The 19,013-nt window shown below is 38.0% G+C and carries 8 protein-coding genes; 7 read left to right on the forward strand and 1 reads right to left on the reverse strand.

The features are described from left to right. Nucleotides 1–32: 32 nt before the first annotated feature. The 7 genes from FBR08_RS11095 to FBR08_RS11125 all read left to right on the forward strand — a co-directional run bounded on the left by FBR08_RS11095 (nucleotide 33) and on the right by FBR08_RS11125 (nucleotide 16,419). On the forward strand, nucleotides 33–3,452 hold the full coding sequence (locus FBR08_RS11095; RefSeq protein ID WP_158962768.1) for a SusC/RagA family TonB-linked outer membrane protein: 3,420 nt from the start codon (nucleotides 33–35) through the stop codon (nucleotides 3,450–3,452). Nucleotides 3,453–3,467: 15 nt separating this feature from the next. Continuing rightward, nucleotides 3,468–4,898, forward strand: a complete 1,431-nt coding sequence (locus FBR08_RS11100; RefSeq protein WP_158962769.1) for a SusD/RagB family nutrient-binding outer membrane lipoprotein — start codon at nucleotides 3,468–3,470, stop codon at nucleotides 4,896–4,898. 4 nt (nucleotides 4,899–4,902) lie between these two features. Then, nucleotides 4,903–5,877: a metallophosphoesterase family protein gene (locus tag FBR08_RS11105; RefSeq protein ID WP_158962770.1), complete on the forward strand. Its 975-nt coding sequence runs from the start codon at nucleotides 4,903–4,905 to the stop codon at nucleotides 5,875–5,877. 3 nt (nucleotides 5,878–5,880) lie between these two features. Then, complete coding sequence (locus FBR08_RS11110; protein ID WP_158962771.1) at nucleotides 5,881–7,461, forward strand: calcineurin-like phosphoesterase C-terminal domain-containing protein; 1,581 nt, start codon at nucleotides 5,881–5,883, stop codon at nucleotides 7,459–7,461. A 171-nt stretch (nucleotides 7,462–7,632) separates the two neighbouring features. Then, nucleotides 7,633–9,204, forward strand: coding sequence for a M20/M25/M40 family metallo-hydrolase (locus FBR08_RS11115; protein WP_158962772.1), 1,572 nt, complete (start codon nucleotides 7,633–7,635; stop codon nucleotides 9,202–9,204). Between the two features lie 165 nt (nucleotides 9,205–9,369). Continuing rightward, nucleotides 9,370–15,315 (forward strand): alpha-2-macroglobulin family protein, encoded by a 5,946-nt coding sequence (locus tag FBR08_RS11120; RefSeq protein ID WP_233266101.1) that lies wholly within the window; start codon nucleotides 9,370–9,372, stop codon nucleotides 15,313–15,315. Between the two features lie 138 nt (nucleotides 15,316–15,453). After that, entirely contained in the window at nucleotides 15,454–16,419 is a 966-nt protein-coding gene (locus tag FBR08_RS11125) for a hypothetical protein (RefSeq protein ID WP_158962773.1), read from the forward strand. 98 nt (nucleotides 16,420–16,517) lie between these two features. Here the strand turns inward: FBR08_RS11125 and FBR08_RS11130 are convergent, their stop codons facing one another. Beyond that, a complete protein-coding gene (locus tag FBR08_RS11130) occupies nucleotides 16,518–19,004 on the reverse strand; it encodes an outer membrane beta-barrel family protein (protein WP_158962774.1) in 2,487 nt (828 codons plus the stop codon). Between the last annotated feature and the right edge of the window lie 9 nt (nucleotides 19,005–19,013).

Raw genomic sequence — 19,013 nt, forward strand, 5'->3', positions numbered from 1 at the left:
ATATTGATTAACTAAAAACCAAAGATAATAAAATGTATCGAAAAGTATTAAAAAGTAGGAGGAAAACCTACCCAACATGGATGTATGTCATAACGTTGAGCAGTACGTTCAGCCTAGGTGTACACGCACAAAAAGAAGGGAAGTCTCTTCCGGGCTATGCAGATGGATTGTCTATCGAAGAAGTATTCGAAGACGTTAAAAAGCAGACCAATTACACGGTTGTCGCTTCTGACGATGTCTTGAAAACCAACAAGAAGATTGCCATTGCAGTAAAGGACAGAAAAATTACAGATGTACTTGATGAGGTTTCAAGTGAATATGGCTTGACGTATCAAATTTCAGGTACGACGATTTCGGTTAAAGAACAACAAAACCATCAACAGATTAAAGGGGTGGTAAAGGATAAAGATGGCTTTACTATTCCTGGTGCTACGGTTACTATAAAAGGAACAAATAAAGGAGTAGCCACGGATATCAATGGAGCTTTTAGTATTACAGTGAATCTAGGAGTAGATGAGTTAGAATTTTCATTTATTGGGTATAAAACACAAGTAGTTAGAGCTACACAAAATTTAAACATTGTTTTACAAGATGATCAAACGAGTTTGGATGAGGTGGTAGTAACAGCATTGGGAATTAAGCGTGAGGAGAAACGCTTGGGATATGCACAAGAAACGGTTAATGCGGAAAAGCTATCTACAGCGGTGGCCAATAACTGGTCAAGCGGATTAAAAGGAAAAGTAGCCGGATTGAATATCGCATCAGGTGGAACAGGCCCGATCAACTCACAACGTATTCAATTGAGGGGAAATACCTCTTTAGATGCCAGTAAAAACTACGCGTTGATTGTTATTGATGGAGTGCCGATGGATCAAGAAATTAATTCAAATGGATACAATACAGCTGCTTTTGGCAATGACTCTCCAGTGGATAATGGAAATGCTATTTCCGATTTAAATCAAGATGATATTGAAAGTGTAACGGTTCTAAAAGGACCAACAGCCGCTGCTTTATACGGATCCAGAGCGGCGAATGGAGCCTTGATTATCACGACAAAATCAGGAAAGAAAAACGATAAGTTTGGTATTGCTTATAACAGCTCAGTTGCGTTTGATGTGATTAATAAATGGCCTGATTATCAATATGAGTATGGACAAGGATCAGGTGGATATTTTGACAAGAATGGAAATCCATACTATTCTTTTGGCAATTCAGCAGATGGTCCTGATACAGGAAATCATCCAGAAGCTTGGGGGCCTAAATTCCAAGATCAATATTTTTATCAGTATGATCCAGCTACACAAGGTCAAACCCCTGAACGCACTTTGTGGAGACCTTATAAAAATAATAGAAAAGACTTTTTTGAAACAGGAGTAACCGTTAATAATGCCATTGCTTTTCAGGGTGGAAACGACAAAGGCTCTATGCGATTGAATATTTCTCACACGGATAATAAGTGGATTGTTCCCAATACAGGGTACAAAAAATACGGTGCCTCATTTAATGGAAATTACCAGATTTCAGATCGAGTTAAATTAACCGCAGTGATGAATTACAATAACCGCAAGAGTGATAACTTACCTGTTTTGGGATATAATAATGGATCATTAGCTTATTTTATGATGTTCTTATTGCCTAACGTGGATGTTAACTGGTATAAACCCATGTGGAAAAATGGAAAAGAGGATAGAGAGCAGTTAAACCCTTTTTCTCCTTGGTCTAGTAATCCATACTTTATTACAAATGTCGATCAAAATACCTTGGATAGCAGTCAATTTATTGGAAACGCAAAAGCAGATATTAAACTGACGGATAAATTGGACTTTATGGGGCGTTTAGCCATAAATAACCTGACTCAATTTAGAGAAACGAAACGCGGTTTTTCCAGTAAACGTCATGCCGAAGGATTTTATGCACGCCAAGATATATCAAGTAGAGAAATAAATGCAGATTTCTTATTGACGTACAAAGATAAAATTTCAGAAGTTTTGGATTATCAAGTGATGGTAGGAGCTAATCACATGTCATATACCCATCGAAATTTGCGAACTTCTGTAGATGCTTTAGTTGTTCCAGGGGTGTATAAATTGTCTAATGGTGTAAACAATCCGATTGTCAATACATCCGATGCGTTGAAAAAAGTAAATAGTACCTATGGAATGATGACCTTTGGTTATAACAACTTCTTATTCTTGGATGTAACTGCAAGAAACGACTGGTCTAGTACATTACCAAGCGGAAATAATTCTTATTTCTACCCTTCAGTGAGTGCAAGTGCTATTCTGTCGGATATGTTTGCGCTGCCAACAACAATTGATTATTTGAAATACAGAGTATCGTTTGCAAAAGTAGGAAGTGACACAGATCCGTATCAAGTTTCCAAATATTATGCACAAAGTAATTTCCCAAGTTCGGCTATTATGCCAAGTACGTTGTACAATGCAAACTTAAGACCCGAAATTACGTCCAGTTGGGAAACAGGAGTGGAGATGAAAATGCTGCAAAATAGATTGGGATTTGATGTAACTTTCTATAATTCAGATACGAAGAATCAAATTTTAGTATTACCCATGGATATAGCAGAAGGGTTTAGTTCTCAAGTGATTAATGCAGGAAAAGTGAGAAACAAAGGAGTAGAGTTGGTGCTACACGGAACACCGATAAAAAACAGCGATTTCTCGTGGAATGTTTCTGCGAACTGGTCTAAAAATAAAAACGAAGTACTGGAATTAAAAGACAATTTAGAAGAGCAAGTGTTGGCTACTGTTGTCAATGGACGATTAATTGCAAAGGTAGGGGGAACGACAACAGCTTTATATGGTCGAAAATTCGTCCGCAATCCAGAAGGCCAAGTTGTTTATAACAATGGAGTTCCAGTATTAGGTGCTGATCCAGAATATATTGGTGATGTAGCCCCAAAATGGAAAGCGGGATTAGTCAATAATTTTAAATACAAGAATTGGAATTTTGGTTTTACTCTTGACGGTCAATATGGAGGAAAAATTTACTCGCATACGCACCATAAAGCCACAGAGGCAGGACAATTAAAACACACACTTAAAGGACGTGACGCTGGAGAACTAATCGGCGAAGGGGTAGTGTTAAATGCTGATGGATCCTATTCTGCTAATACAACGCCAATTCGAGTAGATAATTACTACAGAAAATACTATGAATATCAAAACGTAGAATCCAATACGTTCGATGCGTCTTTCTTGAAAATTAGAGAACTTTCTTTGTCGTATTCTTTTGCGAAAAAACAACTGAAACGCATGGGATTAGAAAGCTTAACGCTAACCGTATATGGACGTGATTTAAAAACGTTTACCGATTTCCCAATTTATGATCCAGAAGCAGCAACAATGAACGGAAGTGTAATTGTACCCGGAATGGAAACAGGGCAAATGCCTTCAACCGCTTCCTATGGATTTAATTTAAAAGTAGAATTTTAATACGCATTAACTCAAATGAAAAGAATAATTTACATAGCCGCTTCGGTCTTCTTCTTTCTCTCTTGTACAGAAAACTTTGAAGAAGTCAATAGCAACCCCAATCTAATTGATCAAATTAGTCCAGGTACCCTTTTAAATGAGGTAATTTATAATATGGCAAACAACAACGTGAGAAATTATTATAGTATCACGGCAGAGCTTATGCAAGTAAAATTGCCTTACCCTAGTTTTTATGGAGGGATACATCGGTATGAAATTTTAGATAACACAGGTAATTCTCAATGGAATGCCAGTTATAAATGGGCAAAAAATATCCGTGAAATGTTAGCCGTTTCAGAAGCTAACCCTAATGATGCCAATTATAAAGCTATCGGTTTGACTTTACGTGCCTGGGTGTATTCCAACCTAACGGATTCATTTGGAGATATTCCCTTCTCTGAAGCATCCAAAGGAGATGAAGGAGGCGTAAAACCAAAATACGATACCCAACAAGAGATTTACATGACGTTGTTGCAAGATCTAGAAGACGCCAATGCACTGTATAATCACGCCAATCCCATGTTATACGGAAAAGAGATTCTATTTGATAACAATACTAAAAATTGGCAGCGATTTACCAATTCGCTTCGCTTGCGTCTGTTGTTGAGAATTTCCAATGTGTATCCACAAGCTTTTGGAGAAATGGTGACGATGTTAAATCAAGAAGATAAATACCCTATCATTAGTGATTTTACGCAAAGTGCAGCTTTAAAAGTCACGGGAATCACACCAAATTTATCGCCTTGGTCTAGAGCTTTAGATTTTTCTACCAATCAAGCAGCATCAGCTTTCTTACTTGACCATTTAAATGGTTTGAAAGATCCGCGTATTGCTGTATATGCAACAGAAGCAAAAGATTTAGAAGGAAAATCAATGGGATATGTAGGAATTCCTAGTGCTTATGTAGGAGATAATTCTCAATTTAAATTTTCTCCATCTTATATGAATAATAAACAAGTAGTGGCTCCCATGAGTATTCCCATCTTGATGCATTCAGAAGTGGAATTTATTAAAGCAGAGTTAGCGCAACGCGGTTTGTATAATAGCAGTAATGCAGCACAATATTACAGTAATGGAATAAAAAGTGCTATCCTATTTGTAACAGGAAAAGCGGTTGAACCTACTTACTTAGAACAAGAAAAAGTAAAATATAACGGCGATTTAGCGCAAATTATGTTGCAAAAATACATCTCGCTCTACTTTACAGATTTTCAACAGTGGTCTGAATATAGACGTACTGGTTTACCTGTATTGCCTACAACTTCTTCTATGTTAAATGACGGAAAAATGCCATATCGTTTGTTGTATCATTCAGATCAAAAAGTGTACAATCCGACGAATTATTCAGAAGCAAGTCAGCGCATAGGAGGAGATGAAATGAATTCAAAAATTTGGTGGATCAAGTAACGAGATGAAGAGAAGTGAATTTTTGCGAACGGTTGCCTTAGGGACCTTAGCTACAGCTATTCCTTTTGATATCCAAGCGAAGGAAAGGGCAGAGGAAAATAAAAACAAAATGCTGAGTTTTGGAATTATTACAGATTTACATCAAGATTTAACCTTTGATGCACCTGAGCGGTTAAGCGCTTTCGTGGATGAAATGAATCGAAAACAAGTCGATTTTATTATTCAACTCGGAGATTTTTGTGTACCTAAAAAGGAAAATCAAGTCATTTTAGATATATGGAATTCTTTTCAAGGTGATGCTTTTCACGTGATAGGAAATCATGAATTTGACGAGAATAAGTCATTGGAGCAAATCATGGATTTCTTTTCTCTTGAAAAGAATTACTACAGTTTTGACTGCAAAGGCTATCACTTTGTCGTATTGGATGGAAATGGAAAAATACCAGGTAATGATAGTGTACGTTACCCTTCTTATTTTTATAAGGAACAATTGGAGTGGATAGAAAACGATATTAACAGTTCTTCACTACCAACCATTGTCTTTATACATCAAGGATTGGATCACAATGGCGTATATAACAGAGAAGCCGTGCGAATTCTATTGGAGAATTGTAATAAAAAAGCAGGTTTCACCAAGGTGAAAGTTGTTTTTTCAGGACATCATCACATGGATTATACCAATGTCATTAATGGAATTCAGTACGTACAGATAAACAGTGCCGTCTATCGATGGTTGGGAGAACCCTATAACAATACATCATTCTCCCCTGATGCGTATAAAAAGTATCCGTATTTAAAAAATATGGGATATTACAAAGAACCTTTATGGGCTCATGTACAAATAGAGTCGAACGAATTAAAACTAACGGGAAAAGAATCTCCTTGGTATGGGCAGTCTCCTGTTCAATTAGGAGAGCCTATCGTTGCGTGGAATTATGTTTCAGCAGCAAAAATATCAGATCGATTAATTAAATTGTAAAGAATGAAAAATTTTATAGTAAGCCTTGCGCTTTTATCTTCTTTAGCGCTATGTGCCCAAAATAAAGCCGTAGGTTACGTCTTTGAAGATGCCAATGCCAATGGAAAAAAAGATAGAAAAGAAAAACCACTGGCAAACGTAGCCGTGAGTAATGGAACTGAAGTAGTATTGACCGATGCAAATGGAAAATACGAATTACCCGTATCGGAGGACAATCCCATATTTGTTATTAAGCCAGCGGGTTACGGTTTTGCGTTGGACGAGTATAATTTACCGCGCTATTTCTATATGCACAAACCCAAAGGTTCTCCTAAACACTTTAAATATAAAGGGATAGAACCAACGGGAAAACTGCCGAAAGAAATTAATTTTGGACTACTGTCACAAGAGGAAAGTAAGGAGTTTAAAGCTTTTGTTTTCGGAGATCCACAACCCTATACGATGGCTGAAATGGAATACTATAAAAAAGCCATTGTCGATGAAGCGAAACAACAAAAAGAAGGAATCTCATTTGGAATTAGTTTAGGAGATATTGTAGGAGACGATTTGAGCTTACATCAACCGTATAAAGAAGTAATGAAGGGCATGGGGTTGCCTTGGTATAATGTACTGGGAAATCACGATATGAATTATGATGCAACTGAAGATATTCATTCAGATGAAACCTTCGAACGCAATTTTGGTCCTGCGAATTATGCTTTTAACTACGGAAAAGCTCATTTTATTGTCTTAGACGATGTGCTTTATCCACATCCCATTACCAAAAAGGGCTATTGGGGAGGATTTCGAAAAGACCAATTGGATTTTGTGCGAAACAATTTAAAAGTTGTAGATAAAGATCGCTTAATCGTTGTGTCCTTTCACATTCCTCTATACGTAGGAGACGAGCAGCACTTTGATGCCAAAGCGAGACAAGAACTCTTGGATATATTGGCGGATTTTGACCATGTTTTATTGTTATCCGCTCATATGCATACACAAACCCATCAGTTTTACGGAAAAAAACACGGATGGAATAAAGCTAAATTACTCCATGAATACAATGTTGGTACTACGTCTGGCGATTGGTATTCAGGAGAATACAACGAAGAAAATGTGCCTGTAGCTACCATGCGTGATGGTACACCTAAAGGATATGCTATTCTATCAGTCAACGACAATACCTATGAATTAGATTATAAAGTAGCAGGAAAATCGGAAGATTACCGCATGGAAATATTTTTACCTCAAGTGGTTGCAGATAAAAAAGGAGGAAACTCTTTCGTATACGCTAATATATTTATGGGAACTGAATTTGATGAGGTCGAATACCGCATTGATCAACAGGAATGGAAAAAAATGAATCGAGAAGTGACGTTAGATCCCGCTTTATACGCTAAAGTGCAAAAATATGATCTTTCTCAAACGCTAGTGGACGGAAAAAGACCTTCTAATCCAGTAAATAGCCCCCATTTATGGAGTGCGCGAATTCCTGCAAATTTACCTGTGGGAACCCATCAAGTAGAAATCCGAACAAAAGATATGTTTCAACGCGTATTCTCCACAGTAAAAACGTTTAGAGTAGAAGCACGCGCTCAAAAATAAAGTAAGTCAAGGCGAAGTGAAAGTAATTTCATGAAGTGAATGTGTTAATTTGGTTAGATAGGCGGGATTTTTCTCGCCTATTTTTTTTGCGGTATAAAGCCAGTAAAAAAAATGTTGTTTGGCAGTAGATATTCGAGTATTTTGCCAAAAACAAATGAAACCAACAGAGCCATGAAATTTATACCCGCGCTTAATCAAACGCTCAAGCACAGCTTATTGGGAATTGCCCTTATTTCGAGTAGTTTAACAATCGCTCAAAATCAAGATCCCATTGTGGAGGCTATTATCAAAGAAGGTACTACAAATTCTCAACTCAAGACCTATGCTTTTGAATTATTAGACGGAATAGGGCCGCGTTTGGTAGGAACCCCTCAGATGATGCAAGCACACAATTGGGTAAAAGACACCTATCAAAAGATGGGATTGGAAGCACGTAATGAAGCCTATGGAACATGGAAAGCCTGGGAAAGAGGAACTTCACAAATCACGATGACTACTCCTCGTATCAAGTCGCTAGAAGGAACACAATTAGCTTGGAGTCCAGCAACCAAGAAAAGTGGAGTAGAAGGAGAGGTTGTTGTTTTGGTGGATGCAAAAAATAAAGCCGATTTCGAAGCTTGGTTGTTGACGATAAAAGGAAAATACGTGATGATTTCTCAGCTTCCGCCTAGTGGACGACCAGAGTATCAATGGAAAGAGTACGCCACTCCGGAGTCGTATGAGAAAATGAAAAAAGAAAGAGAAGCGATTGAGCAAGCGTGGAATCAACGCATAACCCATACGGGATATACAGCAAAAGAATTGCCTAAAGTACTAGAAAAAGCAGGAGCAGCGGGAGTTGTGATGTCTTTTTGGACGGGTATTATGGGGGCGAATCGCATCTTTGGTGCGCAAACAACACAAGTGCCTACCATTGATATTGCTTTTGAAGATTATGGATTGTTATATCGTTTGGCGGAAGGCGGAAAAGCACCGCGAATCAACGTGAATGTACAATCTAAGAATCTGGGAACAGCGCAAACGTATAACACCATCGCTGAATTAAAAGGAACAGAAAAAGCAGATGAATACGTAATTTTATCCGCTCACCTTGATAGTTGGGATGGTGGAACAGGAGCCACAGACAACGGAACGGGAATTATCACCATGATGGAAGCAGCCCGTATTCTAAAACAAGTACTACCAAATCCCAAACGCACCCTCTTAATCGGAAACTGGGGAAGTGAAGAACAAGGGTTAAACGGATCCCGTGCTTTTGTGGCCGATCACCCAGAAGTGCTAGAAAAAATACAGGTTGTTTTTAATCAAGACAACGGAACAGGGCGAATTGCCAATATAACGGGGCAAGGATTCTTACATGCCTATGATTTTTTAGGAAGATGGTTGTCTGCAGTACCCGATAATTACAAAAAAGATCTCAAGACCCACTACCCAGGTTCACCTTCTGGAGGAGGATCCGATCACGTGTCTTTTGTCAGTCAAGATATTCCCGGATTCATGATGAGCTCACTCAGTTGGGGATATGGAAACTACACTTGGCATACCAACCGAGATACAGCAGATAAAATCGTTTTTGACGATGTGCAAAATAATGCCATTCTCTTAGCGATTATGGTGTATAAAGCCAGTGAAGAACCCGAATTGGTTTCAAGAGAAAAAATTGTTCTCCCTACCAATGACAAAGGAGAACAACAACAATGGCCCGTGTCCAAAGAACCACAACGCAATTCAGATCAGTATTAATAGAAAAAAGCTTTTACTATGCGTAAAAGCTTTTTTTATGCACTATTGTATAAAATGATGTTAAGAAATCAATTCTCTTTTTTAGAACGCAGTGTTTTTTAGCAAGGAAACGGCAGATATCATTGCGAATAGTCATATATTTATGCACCCAATTTATTATTTCTTATGAAAAAATTAAATATGTATTTAATGATACTTGCTCCTATCTTAGGTTTCGCTCAGCAACCCAATAAAAAGATACAGGAGTTGTGGAAGAGTATCGAACACAAAGAGCAACAGCAAGAGGTAAGAAGCTTGTTGCCCGAAGTACAAGAGGTGATTTCACTTTCTCGTCAAACAAAAGCCTATGCCAGTCTTTTGAAAGGAATGTTTTATGAAGCGAAAATTAATATTACAATCCAAGAAGACAAAGACTACGACATCAATCTAGTTCTAAGTGAATTTGACAAGGAACTACAAACAGCAACAGGAGAGTACAAAGCAATTGTTCAGGCATACATCGCTCATTTATACCAGTTGTACTATGAGGAAAATGCGTATAAAATCAGCAATAGAACAGCTGTAGAACAACAAAAAGGTACCGATGTTCGCTTTTGGGGGAAAGAAGATTTCGAAAGAGAGTGTACAAAATATTGGGAAGCCGCTTTAGATACAGCTAAAAAACAGACCTCGGCTACTGTAGGGGGATGGAATGACATCTTCCAAACCGTAGAACAATACAATTTAGATTTTTCTAAATTCGGCGTATACGATGCTTTGCGTATGGATTATGCTCTTTTCTTAAGCAATGGATTTTCTTATCGCTCTTCTGTCGAACAAAGAGAACTCAAGAGAACACAGGCCACGGACTTAATGAATCAAGTGATTCAAGATCTAAATAAAAAAGGACAAACAGAGTTAGCAGCTTATGTTCGAATCTATGCTTTGAATAATTTTGAAGATCGAAGAGAAGAAGCTGAACTGAATAAAATCTACCAAGAACTGCTGAAGCAAAATCCAAAATCTGCTTTGGTTCACGAAGCTGTAGCTCAATTTATGTACTACACCTATCGCGATACCCAAGACAAAGAATTGGAAAAAACGGCCGCTGCTACACTCTTGGCTTTTATCGGTCAAACGGCTGAAAAATTTCCGCAAACCGAAACAGCACAGCGACTGTTAGATCTAAAGAAAGTAGTAGAAGCTCCTTCATTAGAGGTGAGTTATAATACATATGAATTGCCCGACTTAAGTTCGGTGCTAGCCGTAACACATAAGAATGTAAATACCCTTTATTTTAAAGTTTTAAAATACAATAGCGAAGATAGAATCTTTTCAGTCAATGAACCCAATACATTAGCTGGGTATAAAAAGATTGCCTCAGCTTATGAAAAGGTAACGGATTACACGATTGCTTTAAAACCTTTCACGGATTATCAAGCGCATACCACCAATGTAGAGTTGAAACCTCTTGCACCAGGTCGTTACATTGTGTTGATAGCGAATCGCGATTTTGATTATTTAACACAAGATCAAGATGTAGTAAGCATGGCGTTGGTCAATGTTACCGCTAATGCCTTTTTAACCAATGGAAATAAGTTTCGATTATACGACCGTAAAACAGGACAACCCAAAGCAAATCAACCCGTATTTCTAGCCAATGGACCACAAAAAGAGTTGAGTAAAGCCTATTGGGAAACCATTGTAAATACGGATGCTAATGGAGAGTTCTCCACAGATTTTGTCAAAGAAAATACCAACCTGTTTTACGGCGTAAAAGGAGAGTCGATTTACTATTCAACTTATTCCTATCCTAAAAATTCAGGAGTAGAAGAAGGAGTGGAAGCTGTCAATTGGAACGCTAAAGTTTTAACTGATCGTGCCATTTATCGCCCAGGTCAAGTCGTGTATTTTAAATCGATTGTCTTCCGTCAAAAAGGAAAAACAAGACAAGTAGGAGCCAACCAAATGGTGACCGTTAAATTGATGAATCAAGAAACCCAACAAGAAGTGGGGAATTTAGCGCTGAAAACCAATGCTTTTGGATCCGTTCAAGGAGAATTTATTCTACCCACTACGGGATTATTGGGGAATTTTTACTTCGAAGTTCTTTTAAAAGATACCAATATAGGAGAATATGCCACTATCTCAGTAGAAGAGTACAAACGTCCAAAATTTGAAGTAACAATGGACGTTGTAAAAGGGGTGTACTACTTCAATGAAAAAGTAGAAGCCAAAGGAAAAGCAGTGGATTATTCTGGAGCAACGGTTGCTCAAAGTAAAGTGAGCTATCGCGTCGTTCGCAACTCAGGGTATCGCTATGATATTCGTGGACATTACGGGTGGCCGCGTCCTGATCAAGCGGTAACGATTGCACAAGGAGAAGTAGAAACAGACGCTGAAGGAAATTTTACAGTGGATTTCACAGCTATCCCAGAACAAAAAGAATACAAAGCCGACGCTTTACGCGTGAATTCTTACACGGTATATGTAGATGTAATGGATATCAAAGGAGAAACCCATAGCACTACACAAACCATTTATGTAGGAGATAAAAATATCAGCTTACAATTGCCCATTATTACAAATGAAATGGTGTCAACAAAAGAATTGGAAGCAATCAAGGTAGCGACAACCAACCTCAATGGAGAAACTTTTGCGGCCAAAGGAGAAGTGAGTATCGTAGAATTAGAAGCTCCTTACGCGCGCAGAATGCTATTGCCGTATGATAACTACAAAAAAGAGGATTATGAGCTGTATTCATACGAAGAATTTATTGCTAAATTCCCTTATGTAGCGTACGGAAATGAAAATGATCATACCAAATGGAAGCAAGGCAAAGTAGTGTTTACCAAAGCCTTCGATACAGCAAAAGAAAATACCGTAGCTTTTCCAAATGCCAAAATACTAAATTCAGGATTCTATTTATTGAAGGGATTTGTTTGGGAAAAAGGGGAAAAAACAGAAGTAGAACAGTATTTCTATTACGACAATACCAAAGAAGAACCAGGCGTAATTTATCAATTACTTTCAGTAAAAGCAGATAAAGACAAATACAAAGTCGGCGATTTAGCTAAAATTCGTTTACAAAGTGGTGAAAACCAAACGATAGTGATTGCTTCTGTGTTTGTGAATGGACATTTAAAACAAAAGAAAACACTCGAAGTAAACCGAAAAGCAAGCTATTTCGAATACCCAATGAGTGGAGAAATGGGCGATGTAAGAGTTAGCTTTACTGCCATCAAATACAACTTTGCTACACAAAAATCAGCACAATTAGTATTGGATGCTTCACAAGAAGACTTAAAATTAGAACTCGTTACCTTCCGCGACAAATTAACCCCAGGACAAGAAGAAACTTGGCGCTTAAAAGTATCGGGTATGGCAAAGGATAAATTTGCCGCTGAGGTAGTGGCTGCCATGTATGACGCGTCGTTGGATCAGTTTAGAAGTAATACTTCCTTCCAAACGAGTTTTGATTATTCTTTTAGTTACGGACAAGATTCCGATTTCAGTACCTATAATTTGAGTAGAAAAAGCTTTGGACAACATCTTTTGTACAATAACGCTTACCCAAGTTTGATTTCTTATGGAGCCCCGATTGAATTAAATTTATTTGGGTTTACTAGTGGAAGAACTGTATACTTTGCTGTTAATAGAATTGCGAGTACGGGTGCTCCAACTATGTTGGCAAAGAAAGGAGATACGATGGATGCAAGCGCTAATAGAGTTGTCGAAGAATCTGCAGGACAGGGGATATCGGAAGATAAAGCTGTTCCTTCACCACCTAGTTCAAAAGAAGAAAAAAATCAAAAGGATATTCAAATCAGAACGAACTTAAAAGAAACAGCATTTTTCTATCCGATGTTAAATACAGACGAGAAAGGAAATGTTAGTTTTTCTTTTACGACACCAGAGGCTTTAACACAATGGAAGTTCATGGCCTTTGCACATACGAAAAACTTAGAAAGTAGCTATGTAGAGCAAGTGGTTCGCACCCAAAAGGAATTGATGGTTCAACCCAATATGCCGCGTTTTGTGCGTGAAGAAGATCAAATGATCGTCTCGACGAAAATTGCCAATCTGAACGACAAAGCCTTAAATGGAGAAGTGGAAATTCAATTCTTTGACGCATTAACAGCAACGCCAATTACAACGATTTTAGACGGAAACAGTCAGGCAAAACAAAACTTTAGCGTTGGCGCAAAAGGAAATACAGAAGTAGCTTGGACAATTAATGTTCCGAAAAACATCGTTGCTCTAGGGTATCGTGTGTTAGCAAAATCAGGTTCATTTAGCGATGGAGAAGAATCGGCAATTCCAGTGTTGTCAAACCGCACCTTAGTGACGGAAACCATGCCACTGTACATCAAAGAAGGACAGAATAAAATCTTTACATTTGAATCATTAGAACATCCAGGATCAGCCTTACGCGACAACTATAAGTTGACGTTAGAAGTAACAGCAAACCCTATGTGGACCGCTATCTTAGCTTTACCCTATTTGAAAGAATACCCGTATAAGGGAACAGAGCAAACATTCAGTAAAGTATTTGCTAATACAATCGCAAGCCAGTTGTTGAATAGCAATTTGCGCATTCAATCCGTGTTTGAATATTGGACGAAACAAGGAGCGATTCAATCGAAATTAGAACAAAACGAAGAGTTGAAACAGGTGTTAATTGAAGAAACACCTTGGGTACGCCAAGCAGCAGATGAAACAGAACAGATGAAGCGTTTGGCCGTGTTATTCGACTTGAATAAAATGAAGACAGAGCTAGATGCCGAATTAGAGCGTTTGAACAACCAACAAAACAGCGATGGAGGTTTCCCTTGGTTTAGCGGAGATCAATCGAATGTGTATATTACACAAACCATTGTAGAAGGATTTGGTCAAATGAAACAAGCGGGTTCATTAAATTCAACAGCAATGGCAATGCTGAAAAAAGCAGTAGCGTATTTAGATGAGCAGCATTATGCTACTTATCAAAAAAATAAAAATACAACAGATTTACCTGCTATTGATGTGCACTACCTATACGTGCGTAGCTTGTTCAAAGACGAGTTGAAAATACAAGACAAATACGCGAAGATGATTGTGGATTACCGCAAAGAATTGGCCAATCAAAAAGCCGTGGATAATTTGTATGTAACGGGAATGAAAGCTGTAGTTTTACATCGTTTTGGCGAGAGTAAAGCTGCGAGTAACTTGGTGAAAGGAGTCATGGAAATGGCAGTGAAGAGCGATGAGATGGGGATGTATTGGAAAGAAAATGCCGCAGGATGGTTGTGGTATAATGCACCAATCGAAACGCAGGTTATGTTGATTGAAGCAGCGCATGAAGTAGATCCAATAAAATATGCCAATGCTATTGAGGAAATGAAGGTGTGGTTGTTGAAAAACAAACAAACGGTAGCGTGGAATTCTACTAAAGCCACTACACGTGCCGTATATGCTTTATTGTACTTAGGAAAAAGCTGGATGAATACAGATCAAGGACTCGAAGTAAAAGTTGGAGGTTATCCAGTGACTTTTACTAAATCAGAACAGTTCAACTCAGGATACTACAAAAAAGTATGGGATGGAGCTGCGATTAAAGAAAAAATGGGTATTGTTGAACTTGATAAGAAATCAACAGGAGTAGCCTATGGGGCAATGTACTGGCAGTATTTTGAAGACTTGAACAAAGTATCAAAATCAGGATCAGGTATTACATTCAACAAGCAATTGTTTATCAAAGCTACTACAGATAAAGGACAAGTATTGCGTGAAATCACCAATGAATCACCCATTAAAGTAGGTGATGTAGTGACGGTTCGTTTAGAAATTACGGTAGATCGCGATATGGATTATGTACACTTAAAAGATATGCGCGCCAGCGGATTTGAACCAATGAATGTTCAATCAGGGTATAAGAGAAAAGGAGAATTTGGGTATTACGAAGAAACACGTGATGCGGCAACCAATTTCTTTATTACCCATTTACGCAAAGGAACGTATGTATTTGAATACGATGTTCGCGCCAATAACGCAGGATATTTCTCTAATGGAATAACATCTTTGCAAAGTGTTTACGCACCTGAGATGAAAGCAAATAGCGCTGGACAGGACGTGAAAATTTTAAGAAAATAAAAAGGACAATACACCTAGTAAAAAAGCCCTTCTCTACTTATTGAGAAGGGCTTTTTTTGGGTCCTCACACCTCCTCATCCTCACACCCGCTCATCCCACCAAATAACCCTATCTTTGTTGTTGCTAAAAAGAAAAAACATGAAAAAAATGATTGTATTTAGTTTGCTATGCCTGAGTGTATTAGTAAGCGCTTGTGATTCGGGTATGGCCTCTTATTGGATGGATAACCCCACAAATGAACCCATCACGGTTTACATTGATGAACAAGCTTTCGAGATACCTGCAAACACTAAAATTGCCGTTGATTTGGAGTTCGGGAAACACCAATTGAAGTACAAGGATCAAACAGTAAACTTTCACAATGGAGGACGGGTGAATCAATCACAAGCAATGATTAACCCCACACAGAGCAATTACATCTTCTACAAGCAAATATTTATGGATAAAAGCGATGCGCGTTCAACGGATGAATTTTTTGAATGGACATTGAAAACGCAAAGTGATTCGCTTCGCTTTGTTGTCAATGATACCCTCATGACCTTATTCGTTCCTTTTCAAGTATCCAATAAAGTGTTTATCAGCAAAACTGATTTTGACTGGAAGTACAATGTGGATGAACCTCTGCCTCAAACGGTAGATTTATCTAATCCGATGGTAACAAGGAGAAACCGTCAGTTGCTAGATGATCCGAATTATCAAGCAGGAAGATTTCAAGAAACTGTATATAAAATCTATAGAGAACAAGATTTTATCAATTTCATCCAAGAAGTAAGCGAAGATAAAATTGCGTTTGTACAAGAAAAAATACCGTATGCCGATTTGCCAAAAGTAAAACTTACCCTGACGAAGGACAAAGAAATCAAGGACGAAGCCTACAGAAAAGAAATTGACAATCAAGTTATAGCCTTTGAACAATGGTTGGATATGAAGGGAAGTAAATCAACCAAAGGATTTAAAGATTTTTTCTTCTCACAAAAGATAAGCAAGTTGCGAAGCCAATACTTGGAAGAACATCCAGAAGATTATTCGTTTAATCAAGCAACGAATGAATTGAATGAACAACTCAATGTTTTTATGCTTTATCAATTGAATATCATTGAATAATATTTTGTGTACAGGCAGATGGAAATCTGCCTAAAAACAACCTCACCTTCACAAATTTATAACAAAAAAAAGCTGAGCGTTAGCTCAGCTTTTTTTTGTTATAACATTTCCATGCCTTCCATATCACCACCGCCTTCTGGGCCACCAGGAGTCATGTTTTTACGTTCTAATTTCTTTGTTTGATTAAATCGATACGTAAACGAAAGATTAATCTGTCTTCCTCTCCATTGCATTTCACTGTGTGAAATTGACTGAGGCAATACTAAATCTTGTTCTCTTTTTCTCGAATTAAAGATATCGCTGATATTAAATGTAATCGTTCCTTTATCTTTTAAAACATCTTTACTCAAGGCTACGTTTCCAGATACGTTTCCTAATACTTTTCCTTGTGCCGTATTGTATGGTGCGCGGTACATTCCGTTTAGCTGCCAATCAATCTTATAAGGCAAGGTGATTTTAGAGGAAATACGCGTAAACCAAGCATAAGTATCTTTGTCAAAATTCTGTGTCTCTAACGTGCCATCTAAATGAGTAAACGTATAATCTCCTCTAGTCTCTGTTCTGTAAAAGTTAAAGTTACCATTCAATCTCCACCATTTAAATGGAGAATAGTTTAACGTAATATCTACCCCATAGCGGTGTTCTGTTGCTAAGTTAATAGGCGAACTAATTGAAATTGGCGTTCCATCTGCTGTTTCTCCAGCAATTCTGCGCACAAACTGGAAGGTATCATCCGTTTTGTTGTAGTAAGCCGATGCATTCAACGTAAAGCCAGTCCAACGCTTCATAAACCCTAAATCAACCGCATCCGTTTTTGCGGGATTTAAATCTGGATTTCCCTGAAAAAAGTTGATGTCACTCGTGTAGTTAGAGAACGGATTTAAGAAAAAACCGCGGGGTCTATTTACACGTCTACTATAGCTGATACTAGTGCTTGTACTCTCATTCCATTCGTAGTTTAAAAAAGCACTAGGAAAGAAATCGTTGTATTTTTTGTTGTTGTAACTTTTAGTGTCCATTTGATTTACATCGATGTTGGAATCCTCCCAACGTAAACCAACCATAAAACTCAACTGAGAAGTAATGCGATCTCCATATTGAGCATAAAGCGCATGAATGTTTTCTTTGTATTCTAACGTATTGGATAAACGATTATCCACGTGCCAGCTGTCGTTGTTCAAACGTTGAAGATTAAAAGCCGTATTTGTCGATTTGAATGTTCCCAAATAACCCGCTTCAAAATTTCCATGTTCACCAATAGGCAAGGTATAATCTAATTTCGCTAGACCGCTTTTTTCTCTTTCTTTATTGAAGGTACGTTCAAAAGAAGTTTGATTTAAATGCTCGTTGATATCGTCAATTCCCGCATTTTCGTTGTCTTTGTCTTGAGCAATTGACCCTTCAATCGTCAAGATATGGCCTTCTTTATTAAATTTCTTCTCAAAAGTAGTCGTGTAATCTACATTGTTTCTCGTGCCGTTTTTTTCCTCATTTCTATAGCGATTGTATAAAAAATTGTTAGAAGCATCGAAGTAGTCGTAGCTTACGCGATTTGGATTATAGCTTGTATTGCGACGAGCTGTCACGGTATTGGTCCAAGTAATAGAAGGCGTTAAATACCATTCTAAACCAAAAGTACCATTGTAGCCTTGTCTTTCTCTGTTGTTGTCTTTGTACTCGTAGATGCGTTGTGTTGGTTCACCTGTTGCAGGATCTAGGTAGCGGTTGTCGTTTAAGTTATAACCTTCTGACTTAGAGTCTCTATACCCCAAAGAAGTGAAAAAGTTGAACTTTTCACTTCTAAAATTGAACATCGTATTCAATTCGTAGTTGCGAGGATCTCCAATGGTTCCAGTTACACTTCCATTTATACCTAAAGCTTTTCCTTTTCGCAATATAATATTAATGATACCCGCACCACCTTCAGCCTCATAACGAGCCGATGGATTGGTAATTACTTCAACGCGGTCAATTGATTCTGCAGGTAAGATACGCATGGCCTCTTGAATGTTATTCGCCAATCCCGTTGGTTTGCCATCAATCAATACCTTGACGTTTTCATTTCCTCTCAGGCTAATGGTTCCTTCGCTATCTACTACAACAGAAGGTACATTATCTAATACATCTGCGGCAGTTCCTCCTTTGACAATCATATCCTGTCCGACGTTGTATATTTTTTTGTCGAGTTTAATATCCACTGTAGAGCGTTCTGCTATAACAGTAACCTCCTCTAACATTTGCGTATCATCTTGTACTTTGTGTACACCGATATTGGTGTTACCCTGTACGCTAATGTTTTTTAGCTCCAGTGTTTTAAAACCTAGAAAGTCAATTTTAATATAGTAGTTTCCATCGGGAATATCAAAAGAAAAATGACCTTTTTCATCAGTCATCGCTCCAGAAACAAGGTTAGGGTTGCTTTCGTTTTGAGCATAAATACTCGCGTATTCAAGGGGGGTGTTAGTCGCGGCTTCAATGATAGTACCCGTTACAGTACTTTGAGCGCGGTTCTGAGCTGCTGTTGTTAGTGCCGTTAAAAATACGAACAACAGCAGAAGAACTGATGAAGGCGTTTGTTTTTTCATTTATAGTCG

Source organism: Myroides fluvii (assembly GCF_009792295.1).
Classification (GTDB): domain Bacteria; phylum Bacteroidota; class Bacteroidia; order Flavobacteriales; family Flavobacteriaceae; genus Flavobacterium; species Flavobacterium fluvii_A.